Raw genomic sequence first — 19,411 nt, forward strand, 5'->3', positions numbered from 1 at the left:
GAAATTATGCGAAATAGGGAATCATAAAAAGCAGGATTAGCGCAAGATTAAAAATAACGTGATAAATTGGAAGGTGAGTACACGATTGTTTTATTTAATATAAATTTCCCAACAAAAAAGGCCGCAAAACATATTGCAGCCTAAAAAGTAATTGATGTTTAAGGAAACAGTTTATTTAAGATGCTTTACGCTTATTGAGTTCGTCGCGTATTTTGGCTGCTTTTTCGTAAGCTTCTTCAGTGAGGGCATCCTTGAGTATCGATTTTAATTCATCAATGCTTAATGAGCTATAATTGGTGGTGCTTGCAGTGCCCGGCTTTTCTTCTGTTGCTTCGCTTATGTTTTCCAGATACACAAAATCGTTACCTTCTATTACTATACCCGCGGTTGACAGGATAAATTCGTGTGTGTAGATCGGGCAATCGAAACGTACGGCCATGGCAATGGCATCTGAGGTGCGGGCATCAATTTCGGCAGATTTTTTACCATCGGAGCAAATTAATTTGGCGTAAAATATCCCGTCTACAAGGTTATATATAATAATTTCCTTCACCAGAATATGATAAGCCTGGGCAAAACTTTTAAACAAATCGTGGGTAAGCGGTCGGCTGGGCGTCATCTTTTCAATTTCAATGGCTATAGCCTGTGCTTCAAAACTACCAATAATAATGGGTAAGCGGCGTCGGCCGTTAACTTCGCCCAAAACCAGGGCATAAGCACCCGATTGGGTTTGACTGTAAGACAAACCCACAATATCGAGCTTAATTTTTTTCATATTATTACCCATCACAACAAAAAACCTTGTTTAAGCCATTCATAGCATTATTTATGCCGTAAATGGTAGTATGTAAATCTAATTACATCAATAACTTTATTAACGCGGGTTTGTTGAAACGATGTGTGGTTTTTTACCATACAGGTTAACAAACGTGGCAGTTTAATTTAAGGTTGATGCAATAGCTGCCAAACATTACATTTGCAACTGCAACATGGGTATATGCTTTTATGCTCACATATAATGCCCGGTACAAAAATATATTAAAAAATACATAGTTTAAAATGCAGGATTCCCGTTTACACAAGCTGCTACAATTTTTAGAAGACGAACCTAACGATGAGTTTTTGCAATACGCTTTAGCAACGGAGTATTTAAGGCTTAACGATACTGATAAAGCCTTGCAGTATTACGAAATATTGGTTGCCGGCCATCCTGATTATACGGGTACATACTACCATTTGGGTAAATTATATGAAACTTTGGGACGTAAAGAAGATGCCATAGCTATTTATCAAAAAGGGATGTTAATTACCAGGCAAAAGCGCGATAACCATGCATTTTCCGAATTGCAATCGGCTTATAACCAAGCGGCCGGATTGTTTGACGACGACGAGGATGATTATTAATTTGTAGATGTGCTGATATGCAGATGTGCAAATAACGAACATCAGCACATTTGCACATCTGTAATTTGCACATAAACTAACAAACTTGACCAATCTTAAACTACTCTTCATGCGCGATGCGCTGGTGTACACTTTTACTACTTTTGGTGGTCCACAGGTGCACATCGCTATTTTATTGCGTGAATTTGTAGAAAAGCGTGAATATGTTACCGAAAGTGAGTTAATGGAACTCAATGCCTTGTCGCAGGTACTGCCTGGGCCATCATCAACGCAAACGTTAATTGGTATTGCCTGGAAAGTGGGAGGGTTGCCATTAGCGCTTATTACCTTCCTAATTTGGGTAATACCTTCGGCAGCGATAATGTGTGTTGCCGCAATTGGCTATAAAACCTTTGCTACCAGTGGTAAAATAGATTCAATTTTACATTTTATACAGCCAGCCGCTGTAGGTATTGTAGCTTATGCGGCAGTAACATTTGCTCAGAAGTTCTTAAAAAGTAAAGTTAGTTTATACCTGGCCGCCGGTTCGCTCGCCGCTACGCTCATATTACAAAATCCGTATGCATTTCCCCTGCTTATTTTATTAGGCGGTATAATCTCATCAGCTTTGGAAACCCAACCAACCGAAAATGCGCTGAGGGCCAAGCTTTATTCAAATGTTAATCCTAAAAAAGTAGCTTATTTTATCGGTATCTTACTTTTTTTTGCAGCTTTGGGTGCTATCGTCAACCGTACGTCGCCATTTAGTTTACCTATACGTTTATTTGAAAACTTTTACCGCAACGGAATATTAATTTTTGGCGGGGGACAAGTGCTTGTTCCGCTGATGTACACCGAATTTGTTGAACTGAAACATTACCTAACCAACGCCGAATTTTTATCGGGATATGCCCTTCAGCAAGCTCTTCCGGGGCCAACCTTTTCTTTTACATCATTTGTAGGCGCCATAACTTTAGGGAACAAAGGATATGGTTTAGCCGGACAGATAACCGGTAGTATTGTGGCAGTAATTGGTATTAACCTGCCAGGGCTTATCCTTATCCTGTTCATAGTTCCTTTTTGGGAAGATCTGAAAAAGATAACTCGTATAAAAAACTCATTAAGCGGTATAAACGCGGTAGCCGTTGGTTTTATGGCCACAACCTTTATTATGCTCGTAGTACCTTTTGGTACTAATTGGATGGCTTATTTAATAATGGCAGTGGCTTTTTGCCTGCTTTATTTTACCCGAATAAAAACGCCCTTTGTAATTATAATGGGTGTTGTGTTAGGGTTAATATTTTAAGCTTTCGCTAATATGCTATAAATTGCTCATGGGGGTAACACCATAGCCAGCGCTCACCGGGCTCGGCCGATGCTATAACCGGGTGCTGGCTGCGGTGGTAATGTTTGGTAATGTGTTTTAGGGGCGATGCATCACAGCAAAGTGTAATACCGCACGTTTGGCAGGTACGCAGGTGAACCCAAGTGCCATCCAGTTTAACGCATTCTTCGCAAACATATCCGTCGCTGGTTTTTACTTCAGTTATTTCTTTTAAATGGGAGCAAAGCTGTTGTTGCATCATGGCGAGTTGTTATGGTGGCTAATATATAAATTGTAGGTATTAAAGTAAATTCAAAATATAATACCGGTTAATTAATAATTTAATAGCAGGGCTTAATAGCAAGTGTTACGCGTAATCACTCAATACAATTTAATAATTTAAATTATTTCCAACTTCTTAATATTTTTTCCGTAAAAGTGGATATTGTATGTATTTACATTTGTGTAAATGTCCTTTTTAAGATTAACATTATTAATTATTATTATTTCCCCTTACTTAACCTTGGGTTATGTTAATGGACAAGTGCCCGGGCACTACACGCCCGGTTCAAATTCTTCTGCGCTTAATATCGCCGATTATGACAAACTAATCAAACGCTATCGTTATTTCAAACCCGATTCGGCCGTTTACTTTGCCAACATGGCCCTTGCGCAAGCACGTAAGGAACATAATAACAAGGGCATAGCTACTATGCTAAACCAGTTAGGTATGATAGAGGATAACCGTGGCGAATTTGATTCATCGCGTAAAAAATACCTTGCTGCGTTGGCCATTCATAAAAAAACAGGTAATGCGGTTGGAGAGGCAGCGGTAATAGTGCGCCTGGGTGTGATAGAAATGCGCAAGGGTAATTACGATAAGGCTATTGGTTATTTTCTTCAATCGTTAAAAGTAAGTGAGCGTAGCAAAAATAACTTTGGTCGTATGGAGGCTTATTTAACCCTGGCCGAAGGTTATTTAGGTCAGCATAAATTACAAACGGCCTTAACCTATATTAACATTGCCGAGCAAATCAATAAAACTTTGCCCTTCTCTAATCTTTCACTCAATATATACAATACGTTTGGCGTTATTTATAATGAATTGGGTGCGCCGGCCAAGGCCAAAGCCTATCTTGAAAAAGGCATTATGCTAAGCGATGAGCCTCAATACCAGGGATTAAATATTACTTTAATTAATAACCTGGCCAAAGTATATAATAAGGAAGGTAATAAAGCTAAGTCTGTTGAATTGCAAAAGGCTGCTTTGCTAAAATCTCGGGCAATTAAAAATTACCTGCGCGAATTACAAACTCTAACCGGTTTGGCCGATACATACGGGGCCGGTAACACGAAGGAAGCATTATATTATTTCAGGCAGGCCCTTGATCTGGTGCGGGAAAAAGGCGCCCGTAAACAGGAAATAGAGATTTTAGGCCGTTTATCTGAACTCTATAAATTTCAAAAAGATTACAAAACCGCCTTGCTGATGAAAGAAGAGCAAAACCGGCTGGCCGATAGTCTTTTTTATAAAGCGATGGCCAAGCAAGTGGTAAGCTTACAGGCCGAGTACCAATTATACAAATCTACTGCTAAGATACGCGACCTGAAACAGCTAAATAGTAAGCAAAAAATGCAGCGTAACTTTTATATTGGTTTGGCTGCTGCATTTTTATTAATTATGCTGATAGTAGGTTATTACTTTTACAGAACCCGTAAGCTGAATAGGTTATTGAACACGGCTAATACCGATCTGCAGGAATCTAATAAGGTTAAGGATAAGCTTTTTTCGGTACTTGCCCATGATTTGCGCGCACCGTTCGCATCGGTTATCGACCTTTTGTTCCTGCTCGACGATGATGAATTAGAAGGGGAAGAAAAGGCGATGTTAATTAAGCGGCTTACCGCGGCCAGCAACGTATCATTAGAAACCCTGAACATGTTATTAAAATGGGGCGAAATGCAGCTAAAGGGAATACGGCTTAACAGCATGATAGTGCAGCCCAGGCCTATTGTTGAGCGAACTATAAACCTCATTACCGAAACTGCTGATAAGAAGATGATACGCCTTATTAATAAGGTAAGCGATGAAATGTCTGTAATGGTTGACCCTAATCACTTTGAGTTTGTAGTGCGTAACCTACTCTCTAACGCGGTGAAATTCACCACATCGGGAGGATCTGTACAAATTAACGCCGATACCGATTTGGATAATGGGAAAATATTATTTTCGGTATCGGACAGTGGTGTGGGTATAGGGGCAAACCGCTTACCCTACGTGTTTGATATTGGTAACGAAAGCACCAAGGGCACTAACAACGAAACCGGTACCAGCTTAGGGTTAGTGATATGCAAGGAATTTATTGAATTGAACCAAGGTAAAATATGGGTAGAAAGTAAGCTTAACCAGGGCTCTGTATTTTATTTTTCTCTCCCCGTGTTTAATAGTAAGCATGCTAATATCCCCAATAAACCTATTTCAAAAGGCTCGAAAGAAAAACATGGGCATACCCACAATTAGCCGGCAATAACTATTTGTGCCGTATTGCGGCTGGTTTGCTCGAGTAAGATTTTTTTTCCATTAGTTAATTCTTTTAATAATTCGTATTGATAATGCCTCAACGTTATTAAAGAAAGGTTGCTGTTGTACTTTACGTTAAATTCCTGTTTTAGCTGGTTAAGCAAGTGGTTAAAACGCTCCTCAACCCAATCGAAACAAACCGATAAGCTTAAAGCCGAGGTTTGCAGCACATTTACCTTTACCTGGTTTTGAGCGAATAACTGGTACACATGGCTTAAATGATTTTCGGAAATGAATGAGAAATCTTTGGCCGATATAGAGATAAGCGCCTGGTTTTGCTTTACAATAATGATAGCTTTTTTAAAGTACTGATTGTCATAATGGCTTATCACAGTTCCGGCAGCGTTGGGGTCATTAAAAGGTTTTACCAGGAGCGGTATTCCCGCGTTTTGCAAAGGCTTAATAGTTTTGGGATGAATAACACTGGCACCGTAATAGGTCATTTCTATTGCCTCGGTGTAGGATAGGGTGTCGAACTTGATCGTATCGGCAAAAAATTTAGGATCGGCATTAAGTACACCGGGTACATCTTTCCACGTGGTAACCGATTGCGCCTGTAAGCAACTGGCAAATATGGATGCCGTATAATCCGATCCTTCACGACCTAGTGTGGTGGTAAAGTTTTCAGATGTTCCGCCTAAAAAGCCTTGCGTAACTACTACACCGCTCATCAACATAGCCGGCACATACTGCTGTATGCTTGTGCAGGTTTTGCTCCAATCCACTACGCCTTCACGATAGGTGTTATCAGTGTGGATGAAGCCGCGCACATCCAGCCATTTGCTGGTTAACCCCACCTGGTTAATATAAGCGGTCACTATACGGGTAGAGAGCAGTTCGCCAACAGATACCAACTGGTCGTATATAAAATCGTAGGTATCCACCGGTTCGTCTTCCAGCATCCAGTCAATTTCTACAAAAGTATTGGCAACATCGTCGAAAACCGGGTGCGTATCATCAAACAAATTGTGCAAAATAGAATAATGATAAAGTTTTACCTCCTCATACAATTGATGGGTATCAACAGCCTGGTTGTAATAAGCCTTAGCCAGTTTTTCGAGCGCGTTGGTGGTTTTACCCATGGCCGATACCACAATAAGCAATTGTTCATGACTGTATTTTTTAACTATCTGTGCAAGGTTGGTAATACCGGCAGCATCTTTAACCGATGCGCCTCCAAATTTAAATACGAGCATTATTAATTATATCGGGCTACAACCGTACCCGGCTGCAGTAAGGTTTTAATTTCTGAATAAGGTACCACTAACGTAGTTTGCCCCGCCGCATAAGGCTTAATTTCATACTGATTGTAGATAAACTTTAAACCCAATGGTGTAAGGAGATAATTTTCATTAAGGCTGAATTTATCTCCTTTAAAAAAGTAATTATCTTTAAGCGAAGCAATTTCGGTTAAGTTCTCCTGTTTCCGAAATATTTTCTCTGCCACCCTGTTTAATTCAGGGCCATAACCGGGCTTCAATATATCACTCAGTAATATTTTTTTACCAGCGCTTACATCCCAATTTAAGTATTTTATATAGCTGCTGCCGTGTGCGCCACCGGTATATTGATAACCTTTATACTCCAGGTTCACCAGGCTGCTATCCTGCCTAACCACATTCACTTTGCAATCCAGCGTAAAAAACATTACCGATCGTGGGTCTTGTTTCTTAAAATCCTTATAATCCTGCAAAAACTGCCAGGTAAGCCTTTGCAAACCTGCTATACCTTTTTGCCTATCCATTAGCGTGGCTAAACCGGTAACCACGGTATCGTTTAATAGGGGTTGCTTATCAAAAGCTGGGTATTTAAACTTCACCGTTGTGCAGGTGCTGTCGGGCTTGCCCGCGCAATCATCGGCTTTTGAGTTTATCGCTTTAAACTGGTAGGTCAGCGTATCGGTATAAATATCGGCTATTTCCTTTTTAGGGGCACTGTTACAAGCGGCCATGCTTGCGGCCACAGCGGCCAGTAAAATTAAACGGTTAAACTTCATGGTTTGTAATTTAATATTTGCTCGGTTGATAAGGAGGCATTTAACCAGCCGAATTGTAAACCGGCTTCATATTTTTTATAAAATTTAAGTGCCGGTTCGTTCCAGTCCAGCACCTGCCAGCTCATGCCGTTAAAACTGAGTTCGCTGGTTTCCTGTATAAGCCTGTCAAACAGTAATTTGCCAATGCCTTTGCCACGCATAATTTCGGTCACTATCAGGTCTTCCAGGTATAAGCGGCAGCCTTTCCAGGTAGAGTAACGCACATAATATAAAGCAAAACCCACTACAAAGCCATCAACTTCGGCTACAAAAGCTTTCCAAACAGGGCGCGGGCCAAAACCAGCATCTTCAAACTGTTGCAGGGTTACAGTTACCTCCTCCGGTGCGCGTTCGTACACCGCCAGTTCTTTAATCAGTTCCAACAGGCGTGGGCAGTCCTGCTTTTGGGCTACTCTCAGGTGTACCGTCATAAAGCCTCTCTCTCTAAAGCCCCCTCTAAATCTCCCCCGGGAGGGGAGACTTTTGATTTGATTAATGTATTCATATCTATGATCTTATATCGTCAATTTAAATAAGTGCCTATTAATTAAGCCCTCCCTCCCGGGGAGGGTTTGGGAGGGGCTTTCGTTCCCCAAATATCGTACTGCCTAAGCGTATCATCGTACTGCCTTGTTCAATGGCTAAACTATAATCTGATGACATGCCCATGCTTAGCGTATCAAAACTTTCTTGTTTACGAAAATAGCTTTGAGCAAGGCCGTCAAAAAAAGTATCCAGTTCATAAAATTCTTCTTTGATCTGCTTTTCGTTATCGGTATTGGTGGCAATGCCCATTAACCCGCGTACGCGTATATTTTGTAATGCGGTAAACGCTTCCGAACGCAGCAGTTCGATCACCTCATCAAAGCCCAAACCATATTTGGTATCCTCATCGGCAATGTACACCTGCAACAGGCAGTCAATTACCCGCTTACTTTTTTCGGCTTGTTTGTTTATTTCCTGCAGCAGTTTCAAACTATCAACCGAATGTATGAGGCTTATAAAAGGGGCAATGTATTTTACCTTGTTGGTTTGTAAATGACCAACCAAATGCCATTCTATATCTTGCGGTAATGCCTCAAATTTTTCAACCAATTCCTGTACCTGGTTTTCGCCAAATATACGCTGGCCGGCATCGTATGCTTCCTGAAGGTCGCTCACGGGTTTGGTTTTTGATACCGCTACCAGTGTTACGTTCAGTATATCCATTTCGCTTTTCAGGCGTTTAATATTATCGGTAATGCTCATTTATTACTTAAATTTGCTCACTGTTTATGAGCCTGCTAAATTACAGAATGCGTATATATAAAGTCTTGTTTTTTTTAATCCCGGTTTATTTACTGTCGTGCGGGCCGCAAACCCCGGCAGGTATATTAAATCATGAGCGGATGACCGGCTTATTGATTGATATGCATATTGCCGACGGTAGCTTGTTTGAAGTATCTCAAGACCCAGATAGCTTGTTTAAATATGGAAACAACCGGTATCTATATATTTTTAAACAACATCAAACCGATAGTGTACAATTTAAAAAGAGCTTTACTTATTATTCTAACAAACCCGATCAATTATTCGAGATTTACGAAGCAGTGACCAAGGTGATTAAGGCCAAGTCCGACTCATCGCTTAAAATTAGGGCTAAAATAGATTCGTTAGAGCAAATTAAGCAAAACAAAATTAACGAAAAACTGGCCAAGCGCGCCGCCGATTCCATTGCACGCCTTAACAAAATCAAAGCCGATTCAATAGCCAAAAGAGTTAAATTGAAAACCAATTTGGCAACTAAAAAGAAAGCCAGAGCCGATTCTGTTGCTAAAGCCAAAAAATTAAAAAAGAACAATGCTTTACCCCGAAAATAGTGCCGATAAGTTAGGTTTTACCGAGGTAAAAGAACTGATAAAAGCACACTGCCTAAGTACCATGGGCCAGCAAATGGTAGATAAAATTCAGGTGATGAACAATTTTGACCTGATTAAAAAGTTTTTAAGCCAGGCCCATGAGTTTAAGAATATATTGCAGAATGATGCGTTATTACCCATTAACCATTTTTTCGATATTAAAGCGCTTGCTAATAAAGTACGTTTAGAAGGAGCGTTTTTATCAGAGGAAGAGTTTTTCCAGATCCAGGCTTCGCTAACCACCGTGTTTGCGGTGATCGCATATTTTAATGAACGCGAAGGCCAGTATCCTAACCTCGAAGCGTTGTTTGAGCATTTGCCCATTGAAAAAAGTATCCTCAAAAAAATTGATATGGTGCTGGATGCCAAAGGCAAGATCCGCCCTAATGCATCGCGCGAATTGCAGGATATTACCTCGGGCATTGCCAAAGCCGAACAGGAAGCCCGCAAAAAAATAGACCAGATTTTTAAAAATGCAGGCGCTAACGGTTGGACGGCCGATGGTAGTTTAACTATACGTGATGGCCGTTTATGTATCCCATTACTGGCCGAAAACAAGCGTAAGGTAAAAGGTTTTATTCACGATGAATCGGCCACGGGGCAAACCGTTTACCTGGAACCCGAGGAAGTATTTACGCTCAATAACCGCATCCGTGACCTGGAATTTGAACGCCGCCGTGAAATCATTAAGATCCTTACCTTATTGACTGATGATTTGCGGTCTTATGTGCCTTTGCTGCTTTCGTACCACAGTTTGTTAACCAAATTGGATTTTGTGCGGGCCAAAGCTTTGTTCGCCATAGATGTGGAAGGAGAGATGCCGGTGGTAATTAACGAAGCCAGAGTACGCCTCACTAATGCCCGGCACCCGTTGCTTTTTTTAAGTTTTAAAAAGGAACATAAAACGGTTGTGCCTCTTAATGTAAATATTGACGAGGGCGGACGAATTATTACCGTATCGGGTCCTAATGCCGGTGGTAAATCGGTTTGTATGAAAACGCTTGGTCTGTTGCAAATGATGACGCAGGCTGGGTTGCTTATTCCGGCTGATGAAAGCAGTACGGTAGGCGTTTTTAGGCAGCTGTTTGTGGATATTGGTGACGACCAGTCGATAGAAAGCGACCTGAGTACTTACAGCGCGCACCTGAGCAAAATGAAATATTTTGTGGAGATGGCTAATGCTAAAACGCTGATTCTGATTGATGAGTTTGGTACCGGTACCGATCCGCAGTTTGGCGGCCCTATAGCCGAGGCCGTGCTCGAATCCTTGAACCATAAAAAGGTTAGGGGTATGGTCACCACACACTACTCTAACTTAAAGATATTTTCGAGCAATACCGAGGGGATAGAAAATGCATCCATGTTGTTTGATAACCAGCAGATGAGGCCGCTGTATCAACTGGAAGTAGGCAAGCCGGGTAGCTCTTACGCGTTTGAAATTGCGCAAAAAATTGGTCTGCCGCCGCAGGTACTTAACCTGGCAAAAAACAAAATTAGTGCCGGTCAAAAAAAGGTTGATACGCTATTGGTTGATTTAGAACGCGAGAAAAAAGAGATCTACGATACCCGTACGCAACTTAACCGCCAGCAAAGGCAGGTTGATAGTTTATTAGCCGAAAACGAAAAGCTGAAAAGTTATTTGGAAGAGAACCAAAAAGCGCTCATCCGCGATGCCAAACAACAGGCTAAAGAGATTATCACCAATGCCAATAAACTGGTAGAGAATACCATATCGGAAATTAAAAGCAGCCAGGCCGATAAGGAAAGAACCAGAGAACTGCGCGATAATTTAAGCAAGGAACTTCAAAAGAATACCGTTAAAGCCGAACCTGCTGCTCCTAAGCAGACCGAAAGCGAAGAATTAAAGGTGGGCGACTGGGTAAAATTGATAGATTCGACCACCACCGGGCAAATTATGGAGATAGCTAAAGACAATATTATTATTGCCATTGGTGATCTGCGCACGGTGGCTAAGCGTAAGCGGGTAGAAAAGGTATCACGTAAGGAGGTGCCCAAAGAAATTCGCCGTGCCGGTACCAGTGCCTCATCTACCAGTGATATGGCAAGTTTTAGCCCGGAAATAGATGTACGCGGTATGCGTGGCGAAGATGCCCTGCACGCCATTGAAAAACTGCTGGACCGTGCCTTGATGATGAGTTTTGGCACCCTGAAAATTATTCACGGTAAAGGCGATGGCATCCTGCGCAAACTCATCCGCAGTTACTTTAAAAAGTACGACCAGGTAAGCCACATGGAAGACGAGCATGCCGATAGAGGTGGTGATGGTATTACGTATGTGTACTTGAAGTAGCAGTTGAGAATAGAAACAAGAGATAAGAGCAGAGAGCCAAGATAGGACTTACCCCAACTGTGTTATGCCGATATTCATCGGCATAACAGTTTTATTTACCAGACTCCTTATCTAACACACTAAACCTAACCTTTACCTCACTACCCGTGCCATCAACCAATGTAAGCACATGGTTGCCTGGTTGTGCATTAATAGCCATTTGATGAAAGTCGGTAGTTTGGCCTAAGTACTGATCATCCAGGTGCCAAAATATCTTAACGCCCGGCTGCCGGTGTGCGGCGTTACAGATCATGCGGCCGCGGGTTCCATCGGCTTCAATAGGGATATATATTTTAGCGTTGTCTTTAGGATAAATGACTTCCATGGGTGAACTTTTTTCACCAACCCCGCAATCATTCCTGAACGGCGGAAGGGTGCGGTACTGGTAGTTGCGGGCACGGTAGTAATATTCCATAGACGGCGGCAGTACAAACCATTTTTGATGCACCATGCGGTCGGGCAGTTCGCAATCGGTATTTACCTGCCACTTGCGCGTAGGGTTGAGGTGTATGAGCTGATGATAAGGGCAAACGGCCGATTTTAATCCGCCCGCCGGTACCCAGGTTTCTTCTATATGTTCGCAGTATTCGCCTGCCCTTTGCCCGCTTTCGCGGCAAACATCAATTTTAACCATGGCGTTTACCGGAGCCTTAAACCAGGTACGCGTTACTGGTAATAGCCTGAAGATTTCAAAAAGTACAGGAGCTGCCGTATTAATACCGGTTAAATTAGGCCGGCCTTCGCCTGTGGTATTACCTACCCAAACACCCACTACATATTTCGGAGTTACGCCTATAGCCCAACCATCGCGGAAGCCAAAGCTGGTACCTGTTTTCCAGGCTATACGTTGGGTGGAGCCAAACTGCTGCCACAACATTTCTTCTCCTGGACGCATTACTTCTTCCATAGCTTGAAACGTATAGTAAATGGAACCGGCATCCAGCAAGCCATTTTTTTCGGCAGGCTTTGAAGTAGATACCGCTTTGTGATATACTGGAGCATGATAATCATCAGCTGTGTAGCGGTCAGTTTGGTTATAATGGTTGAGCGAGCGGGCCATGCTGGCATAAGCGCCGGTAAGCTCCCACAAGGTGTTTTCGCCGCCACCTAAAATAAGGGAGAGGCCATAATAGTCGGCTGGTTGGGTTAGCGTAGTAATGCCGGCTTTCTTCAATACATCGTAAAAGCGTTCGTATTTATATTTCTGCAGCATTTTAACGGCTGGAATATTTAACGAACGGGCCAAAGCACGTGAAGCGGGCACTGCGCCATCATAACCTAAATCAAAGTTTTCGGGGTGGTAACCGGCTATTTGCGTGGGGATATCGGGGATCAACGTATTGGGCAAAATAAAACCATCGTGCAACATGGAAGCATATAAAAATGGTTTTAAAGTACTCCCCGGACTACGCGGCGCATTAGCCACATCTACACTGCTTTCCAATCCGGCTTCTTCGGGGTGAAAAATATTACCGCTATATGCCAGAGTAGCTCCGGTTTCTACATCCAGCACAACGGCAGCAATATTATTGATCTGGTTGGCTTTAAGTACCCGGTGGTGCCGTTCCAATATCTCGCTTACCTGTTGTTGCAGATCGGCTTTTAACGTGGTGGTAAGCCGGGTATCGGTCATGGTTTTTGCCGGATACTCGTTTTTAAAACGTTGCAGCAGGTGAGGGGCCATTTGCGGCAGGGGCAAAGGCTTATCGGGCATGGGTTCCAGTTTGGAAAGCTCGGCTGTACTTTTGTCGATCACATTTTGTTGATAAAGTTTATCGAGTAGTTGATTACGCTTTTTTAACAACACCTGCCGGTTTTTGCCCGGATGCACTAACGACGGCGAATTGGGAAGCACGGCCATTGCGGCCATTTCGCCCCAGGAAAGTTTATTGGGGCTACGGCCATAGTAACGCCATGATGCTGCGTTCAATCCAATTACGTTACCGCCGAAAGGAGCGTTACTGGAATAAAGGCCTAATATTTCGGCCTTGCTGTAGGTGAGTTCCAGCCTTAGCGACATCATCATTTCCAGCAGTTTGTTCCAGATCGTACGGTTGTGATGAGTGGACATCCTCATTACCTGCATAGTAAGCGTACTACCGCCGCTACTTATCCGTTTGCCTTTCAGGTTTTGACGAATGGCACGGCCAAAAGCCAGCACATCCACACCGGGGTGGTGCATAAAGCGTTTATCTTCAAAGGCAATAATGCACTGCTTAAACTTATCAGGAACCTCTCCATCATACGGAAAACGCCATTGTCCGTCGGCTGCTATGGAGGCACCTAAAAGCTGGCCTTTTTCATCATCAATAACGTAGGAAGTAGGGTGGTTAAATAAAGGGTTGGGCAGGCAAAACCAAAATGCTATTAATGCACCAGTTAAAATAACCAAAGGGATGTACACCTTTGGTAGTTTTAGTTGGGTCAAAATTCTGTTCGTCATTACTCAAATAAACGGTCATTGCTTCGTTCCCCGTATGGAAACTAATGGAGCTTGCTTAGCTCACCTTCTTAGTATTGCAGTGTATTCTGATAGTTTTAAGTATTAGGCTAAAAAAAATGTTAGCTGCTGGCGCTTTGTTATTTATATTAGTATGAACCTGTCGAAGATCTGCAAAACCGGCGGATACTTATACAAAGCGAAGCTTGGCCATTCACTTTATTTAGTTAAATAAAACCCGGCTTTTTCAAAGTCCTGCCAAAAGGCGGGGTATGATTTATTGACTACTTCGGCTTCTTCAATTTCAACCTGTGGTATAACCAGCGCCAGCGGGGCAAAAGCCATAGCCATGCGGTGGTCTTCGTAAGTGGCAATGGTGATATGTTCGGGAATGAACTTTTCGCTGCAATCCAGCTTGTACACCTGTCCTTTTTCAATCAATTTCACACCCATTTTAGCCAGCTCGTTTTGCAGGGCGGCTATGCGGTCGGTTTCTTTAATTTTGAGGGTTTCCAGGCCGGTGAAGGTAGCATCATGACCTAAGGCAGCACAAACCACAATTAAGGTTTGGGCCAGATCGGGGCACGATTTCAAATCGAAGATCTTACGTATAATAGGCTTCGGTTCTTTTTTGAGATGCACACCACCATCTTTAAACTGCGAAGTGATACCGAAATTAGCCATTAGTTCGGTGACGATGCTGTCGCCTTGCAGGCTGTACGAGGTTAAGCCCGGCAAAAATAGTTCAGCTTCATTGGCCAGGGCAGCCACGGCATACCAGTAAGAAGCGGCACTCCAGTCGGGCTCCACCCAAATGCTGGTCTCCCGGAAATCCTGCGGCGCAATGCTGATGACGTTACCGGCCCACTGGTGCTGGATACCTGCCTGCTGCAACATGCTCAGCGTCATTTCTACATACGGGCGTGAAGTTAATTCTCCATCAATATGTAGCTGTAAACCTTTGGGCAGACTGCTGGCAATCAATAATAAAGCTGTGATATACTGGCTGCTGATATCGCCTTTAATGGTAATGGTATCGGTCAACTGCTCAAAGCCTCCTTTGATCAACAGTGGAGGGAAGCCATCGTTTTCGGCATAGCTAATATTGGCACCCAAGGTTTTTAAGGCATCTACCAAAATACCAATAGGGCGCTGTTTCATACGCTCTGTACCAGTTAACAGCACCTCGCCATTTTGCAAAGTAAAATAAGCCGTTAAAAAACGCATGGCCGTACCAGCGGGACCGATGTTTACTTCGGTTGCGGGTTGCGGGATGTCAGTTGTGGGTGTTTCAAAGTCTTGACTCTTGATTCTTGCCTCTTGACTCTCTCTTCTCAGTATTCCCGCCAGCGTTACAGCATCGGCAGCATCGGATATGTTAGTGACCTTTACCTTGCCTTTACTCAGGGCCTCGATAACCAACGCGCGGTTGCATTCGCTCTTGGAGCCGGTGAGTTGTATGGTGGCTTTAACTTTTTTATGGCTACGGCTAACCGTAATATTTGGTGACATAGAATAATATCAAAATAATAGCCCCTTACCAGCCCTCCCCGGAAGGGAGGGAGCTAAATTTTTAAAAGTCCTCCCTCCCGGGGAGGATTTAGGTGGGGCTTACTTTACAGTTACTAAGAATGCATTAATTGTTCCTGAACCGGGGCATTACCCTGACCTTTGTTCATGATTTCGGTTTGCTTGCGAATAGATTCGCCGTGGATCAGTTCCAGTAGTTTTTCGGTAAATTCGGGATTTAAGTTTAGCGCTTTACCGTAGTTAGTGCGTTTTTGCAGAATCTCATCCCAACGGTTAACCTGTAAAATAGTAATGCCGTTATCTTTTTTATAGTTACCAATTTGCTCTACAATTTTCATACGCTCGGCCAGTTTGGCAATTACCAGATCGTCAATTTTATCTATACCGTTACGCAAATCGGCAAGGGCATCTTTAACCTGGCTGTTCACCACTTCCGGCCGGCGAAGTGCCAAACGGTCTATCAATTCGGATAAAGCAGCAGGCGTTACCTGTTGTTTGGCATCGGTCCAGGCTACCGAAGGATCGATATGTGATTCGATCATCAAGCCCTGCATATCCATATCCAACGCTTTTTGCGATACATAAGGGATCAGTTCGCGGTTACCCGAAATATGGCTTGGATCGCAAATAATAGGCAGCTCAGGCGCATGTGTTTTTAAGTTAATGGCCAGGTCCCACATCGGTTCGTTGCGGAAAGCTGTTTTTTCGTAAGATGAAAATCCACGGTGAATAGCCGCCAGTTTAGTGATACCTGCATTGTTAACACGCTCTAAAGCGCCAATCCATAAAGAAAGGTCGGGGTTAACCGGGTTCTTAATCATCACCGGAATATCAACACCTTTTAAGGCATCGGCAATTTCCTGTACAGTAAAAGGATTAGCCGTTGAACGGGCACCAATCCACAAAATATCCACACCACCTTTTAAAGCTTCTTCTACGTGTTTGGCAGTTGCTACTTCAACCGCAGTTGGCAAACCAGTTTCGGCTTTAGCTCGTTTTAACCACTCTAAACCAATGCTGCCAATACCTTCAAACTCACCCGGACGGGTACGTGGTTTCCAAATACCTGCACGCAGGGCGGTTACCTTACCTGTGGCGGCCAGCAAATGCGCGGTGGCAACTAATTGTTCTTCGGTTTCGGCGCTGCAAGGACCGGCAATAAGCAGAGGTTGTGCCTTAGCTGTTATCCAAGAGCTAAGCGGCTGTATTTTAAGATCAAGTTTCATATTTGTTTGAGTTAAGAAGTCTGGGGAGTCGGTTTGTCCGTAAAGCCCCGGAATGTTAAGTTTATATTGTTAAATATTTTTTACGTTTCGTATTATCTTTTCAAAAGTGTTTGTCTCTTCCCACTAACGGACTCATTGCCTCTACTGACTCACCACCTCCTCCAAATACCGCTCATATTCGCCCAGGATATTGAAGTTTTTGGTATAGTTTAAAATTTGCCTTACGGCCGTATCGTACTGACTGGCCTGGTTCCACTCTACATCTAAGTAAAAGTTATACTCGTTGCGTTTTCCTAATATTGGCATGCTTTGAATTTTGCTCATGTTAATTTCCTGCTCAGCCAACACGTTTAATACTTTAGCCAGCGCACCAACTTCGTTACTCACCTGGAAACATAAGGATGCTTTATTGGCCTTCACCTGTTTGGCATTTTCATGACTGGTAAATATCAGGAAACGAGTGAAATTCTTTTTATTACTTTCTATCCGACGTTCTTTTACCTCCAACTGGTATATGTTGGCGGCCAGGCTATTGGCAATGGCGGCAGTATCGGTCAGCTGTTCGTCGTGCACACGTTTGGCGCAGGCGGCGGTATCGCTGCTCTCTACTACTTTGATGTGCGGGTATTCGTCCATGAAATCAACACACTGGCGCAAGGCAATAGGGTGGGATATGACCGTTTTAATATCCTCGAACTTTACGCCCGGCAGGGTTAAAAAGTGCAGCTGGATAGGCAGGTAAACTTCGCCCACAATAGGGAAGTTATAGCTCATCAATAGCGAATAATTAGGTAAAATGCTACCGGCAATATTATTCTCTATGGCCATTACTACGTAATCGGCACGCCTTTCCTTTAAAGCTTCAAATGTTTGTTTGAACGAAGCGCACTCTACCGTTTGAATATGGGTACCGAAATAACGAAAAGCCGCCTCTTCATGAAACGATGCGCGAATACCTTGTATAGCCACCCGTGGCTGTTGATTTTCCATAAACGGTTGTTAAACAAAAAGTCCCGGCCTTATTGGGCCGGGACTTTCTGATTTTTCTATGTTTTGTTAGTGCATATCAGGCCCGGCTCTTACTGCTAAAGTAAAAGTAATAGAAACCAAAACCGAATGCGCTGTTATTAATCATTGTTTTTTTGCTGGCGTAAATCTACAAGTAAAAATTAATTTGTCAAGAGAAAATTTCAAAAAAAGTGTTTAAACCAAATTTAGTTTGTTTGAGCACATGTTAATTTTAGGGCAATGCTCATTTACCAATTTGGCTGAACTGTTAATTTTGAATAATTTGCCCAACAATCACACGGCATAATCATTAAATATTAATCTGAATTGCATACACATTAAATGGATACAAACAAAGCTGCCACAACAGGTCTGCAAACAAAACAGCATTTCCATATTCTTGATGGATTAAGGGGGATTGCTGCTTTGGCCGTTGTTATATTTCATTTTATGGAATGGGTTTATGCTGATGCCAGTAAAAACTTTATCGGGCATGGTTTTTTAGCTGTCGATTTCTTCTTCTGCCTCTCTGGTTTTGTGACTGGGTATGCCTACAACGAGCGGATAGGGGAAATGGGTATTTGGGAGTTTTTTAAGTCGAGGATCATCCGGCTGCATCCTTTGGTTGTAGCAGGATCGGTATTAGGCCTGCTGGCATTTTTGTTCGACCCGTTTGGTGGTCATCCTCAATTATATAGCACCGGCAAGATCATCCTGGCATTTGTTTGCTCCATATTCCTTATCCCTTTGCCCGTAATAGCCGACCGTGGTTTTAACCTGTTCAGCTTCAATGCCCCGTCATGGTCGTTGTTTTGGGAATATGTAGCCAATATGGTTTACGCTTTTGTGCTCTATCGAATTAGCCGCGGCTACCTGCTGCTGTTAACCCTGCTCTCGGCAGTGGCTATTTGCTGGGTAAGTTACCAGTCGGGTAATTTATTGGGCGGTTGGAGCGGATCCACGTTTTGGGACGGGAGCGCCCGGATCTCGTATTCCTTTTTAGCAGGACTGCTTATTTACCGTTCCAACTGGATCATCAAAAATAAACTTGGATTTATTGCCTTAACCCTGTTATTATGCCTGGCCTTCATCATGCCGTCGTCGTTATGTAACTGGTTAACCGAACCTTTAGTAGTGCTGTTTTACTTTCCTTTGCTCATTGCTTTGGGTGCAGGGGCTACTATTGCACCGCGCATAAAAAATTTCTGCATATTTTCAGGAAAGATCTCTTACCCATTATACATGACACATTATGCCGGGCTATGGATGTTTGGTAATTATTATATTAGCCATAAACCGGGCAACATTCAGCTTACCCTTATCATTATAGCCGGAGTTAGTCTGTTGGTTGGGGCAGCGTATTTGATGATGTTAATATACGATATACCTGTAAGGAAACAATTAAGCGAAAAATGGTATAAAAAAACTTGCTGAAGAAAAAAGCCTATGATGTTTAAAAGCTGGGTTTTATGAATAGTGTTCAACTGATGGTAAATGTCGGCAGCTAATGGTAACCTCATATTACACCAGTAACGTTCGAACTTTAAATATGTATAAACGCGGCCAAAAGCCATTGATCGTTGTTTAAACTCAGCCTATAAATAGATAATAAAAGAGCATACCAACGTGCTGTTTG

At 42.8% G+C, this 19,411-nt stretch carries 16 protein-coding genes; 6 read left to right on the forward strand and 10 right to left on the reverse strand.

The genetic code is table 11. The features are described 5' to 3' along the window. Nucleotides 1-175: 175 nt before the first annotated feature. The gene (locus ACFQ3S_RS04780; protein WP_377161767.1) at nucleotides 176-775 is read right to left on the reverse strand and encodes a bifunctional nuclease family protein; all 600 of its coding nucleotides are present in this window, start codon (nucleotides 773-775) and stop codon (nucleotides 176-178) included. Between the two features lie 284 nt (nucleotides 776-1,059). Here ACFQ3S_RS04780 and ACFQ3S_RS04785 point away from each other — a divergent pair, with 284 nt between their 5' ends. Together ACFQ3S_RS04785 and chrA are read left to right on the forward strand one after the other, a co-directional pair. After that, nucleotides 1,060-1,404: a tetratricopeptide repeat protein gene (locus ACFQ3S_RS04785; RefSeq protein ID WP_377161769.1), complete on the forward strand. Its 345-nt coding sequence runs from the start codon at nucleotides 1,060-1,062 to the stop codon at nucleotides 1,402-1,404. Nucleotides 1,405-1,489: 85 nt separating this feature from the next. Beyond that, nucleotides 1,490-2,689 carry a chromate efflux transporter gene (chrA, locus tag ACFQ3S_RS04790; protein WP_377161771.1) on the forward strand — a complete coding sequence of 400 codons (1,200 nt, stop codon included), beginning with the start codon at nucleotides 1,490-1,492 and terminating at the stop codon, nucleotides 2,687-2,689. Nucleotides 2,690-2,696: 7 nt separating this feature from the next. On the opposite strand, the gene ACFQ3S_RS04795 is transcribed toward chrA, so the two are convergent. After that, nucleotides 2,697-2,969 (reverse strand): UBP-type zinc finger domain-containing protein, encoded by a 273-nt coding sequence (locus ACFQ3S_RS04795; RefSeq protein ID WP_377161773.1) that lies wholly within the window; start codon nucleotides 2,967-2,969, stop codon nucleotides 2,697-2,699. Nucleotides 2,970-3,176: 207 nt separating this feature from the next. On the opposite strand from ACFQ3S_RS04795, the gene ACFQ3S_RS04800 reads away from it, so the two are divergent. After that, complete coding sequence (locus ACFQ3S_RS04800; RefSeq protein ID WP_377161775.1) at nucleotides 3,177-5,228, forward strand: tetratricopeptide repeat-containing sensor histidine kinase; 2,052 nt, start codon at nucleotides 3,177-3,179, stop codon at nucleotides 5,226-5,228. Here the strand turns inward: ACFQ3S_RS04800 and ACFQ3S_RS04805 are convergent. The 4 genes from ACFQ3S_RS04805 to ACFQ3S_RS04820 all read right to left on the reverse strand — a co-directional run bounded on the left by ACFQ3S_RS04805 (nucleotide 5,225) and on the right by ACFQ3S_RS04820 (nucleotide 8,571). Continuing rightward, nucleotides 5,225-6,484, reverse strand: coding sequence for an aspartate kinase (locus tag ACFQ3S_RS04805; protein WP_377161777.1), 1,260 nt, complete (start codon nucleotides 6,482-6,484; stop codon nucleotides 5,225-5,227). The two genes, ACFQ3S_RS04800 and ACFQ3S_RS04805, sit on opposite strands and share 4 nt — an antisense overlap. A 2-nt stretch (nucleotides 6,485-6,486) precedes the next feature. Further along, nucleotides 6,487-7,284, reverse strand: coding sequence for a DUF3298 and DUF4163 domain-containing protein (locus ACFQ3S_RS04810; RefSeq protein WP_377161779.1), 798 nt, complete (start codon nucleotides 7,282-7,284; stop codon nucleotides 6,487-6,489). Continuing rightward, complete coding sequence (locus tag ACFQ3S_RS04815) at nucleotides 7,281-7,754, reverse strand: GNAT family N-acetyltransferase (RefSeq protein WP_377161781.1); 474 nt, start codon at nucleotides 7,752-7,754, stop codon at nucleotides 7,281-7,283. The genes ACFQ3S_RS04810 and ACFQ3S_RS04815 overlap by 4 nt, the downstream gene beginning before the upstream one ends. Before the next feature lie 112 nt (nucleotides 7,755-7,866). Then, on the reverse strand, nucleotides 7,867-8,571 hold the full coding sequence (locus ACFQ3S_RS04820; RefSeq protein ID WP_377161783.1) for a YggS family pyridoxal phosphate-dependent enzyme: 705 nt from the start codon (nucleotides 8,569-8,571) through the stop codon (nucleotides 7,867-7,869). Nucleotides 8,572-8,618: 47 nt separating this feature from the next. Between ACFQ3S_RS04820 and ACFQ3S_RS04825 the strand changes: the two genes are divergently transcribed. Together ACFQ3S_RS04825 and ACFQ3S_RS04830 are read left to right on the forward strand one after the other, a co-directional pair. Then, entirely contained in the window at nucleotides 8,619-9,182 is a 564-nt protein-coding gene (locus ACFQ3S_RS04825) for a DUF4296 domain-containing protein (protein ID WP_377161785.1), read from the forward strand. Then, nucleotides 9,163-11,532 carry an endonuclease MutS2 gene (locus ACFQ3S_RS04830; RefSeq protein ID WP_377161786.1) on the forward strand — a complete coding sequence of 790 codons (2,370 nt, stop codon included), beginning with the start codon at nucleotides 9,163-9,165 and terminating at the stop codon, nucleotides 11,530-11,532. Before ACFQ3S_RS04825 ends, ACFQ3S_RS04830 begins: the two co-directional genes overlap by 20 nt. A 91-nt stretch (nucleotides 11,533-11,623) precedes the next feature. Here the strand turns inward: ACFQ3S_RS04830 and pbpC are convergent, their stop codons facing one another. The 4 genes from pbpC to ACFQ3S_RS04850 all read right to left on the reverse strand — a co-directional run bounded on the left by pbpC (nucleotide 11,624) and on the right by ACFQ3S_RS04850 (nucleotide 17,757). Continuing rightward, entirely contained in the window at nucleotides 11,624-14,014 is a 2,391-nt protein-coding gene (gene pbpC, locus ACFQ3S_RS04835; RefSeq protein ID WP_377161788.1) for a penicillin-binding protein 1C, read from the reverse strand. 216 nt (nucleotides 14,015-14,230) lie between these two features. Further along, nucleotides 14,231-15,523 (reverse strand): 3-phosphoshikimate 1-carboxyvinyltransferase, encoded by a 1,293-nt coding sequence (gene aroA, locus ACFQ3S_RS04840; protein ID WP_377161790.1) that lies wholly within the window; start codon nucleotides 15,521-15,523, stop codon nucleotides 14,231-14,233. A 113-nt stretch (nucleotides 15,524-15,636) separates the two neighbouring features. After that, complete coding sequence (locus tag ACFQ3S_RS04845) at nucleotides 15,637-16,767, reverse strand: chorismate mutase (RefSeq protein WP_377161792.1); 1,131 nt, start codon at nucleotides 16,765-16,767, stop codon at nucleotides 15,637-15,639. 141 nt (nucleotides 16,768-16,908) lie between these two features. Next, entirely contained in the window at nucleotides 16,909-17,757 is an 849-nt protein-coding gene (locus ACFQ3S_RS04850) for a prephenate dehydratase (RefSeq protein WP_377161794.1), read from the reverse strand. Nucleotides 17,758-18,117: 360 nt separating this feature from the next. Between ACFQ3S_RS04850 and ACFQ3S_RS04855 the strand changes: the two genes are divergently transcribed. Further along, nucleotides 18,118-19,209, forward strand: coding sequence for an acyltransferase family protein (locus ACFQ3S_RS04855; RefSeq protein WP_377161796.1), 1,092 nt, complete (start codon nucleotides 18,118-18,120; stop codon nucleotides 19,207-19,209). Nucleotides 19,210-19,411 lie beyond the last annotated feature (202 nt).

The organism is Mucilaginibacter terrae (assembly GCF_042679325.1).
Taxonomy (GTDB): domain Bacteria; phylum Bacteroidota; class Bacteroidia; order Sphingobacteriales; family Sphingobacteriaceae; genus Mucilaginibacter; species Mucilaginibacter terrae.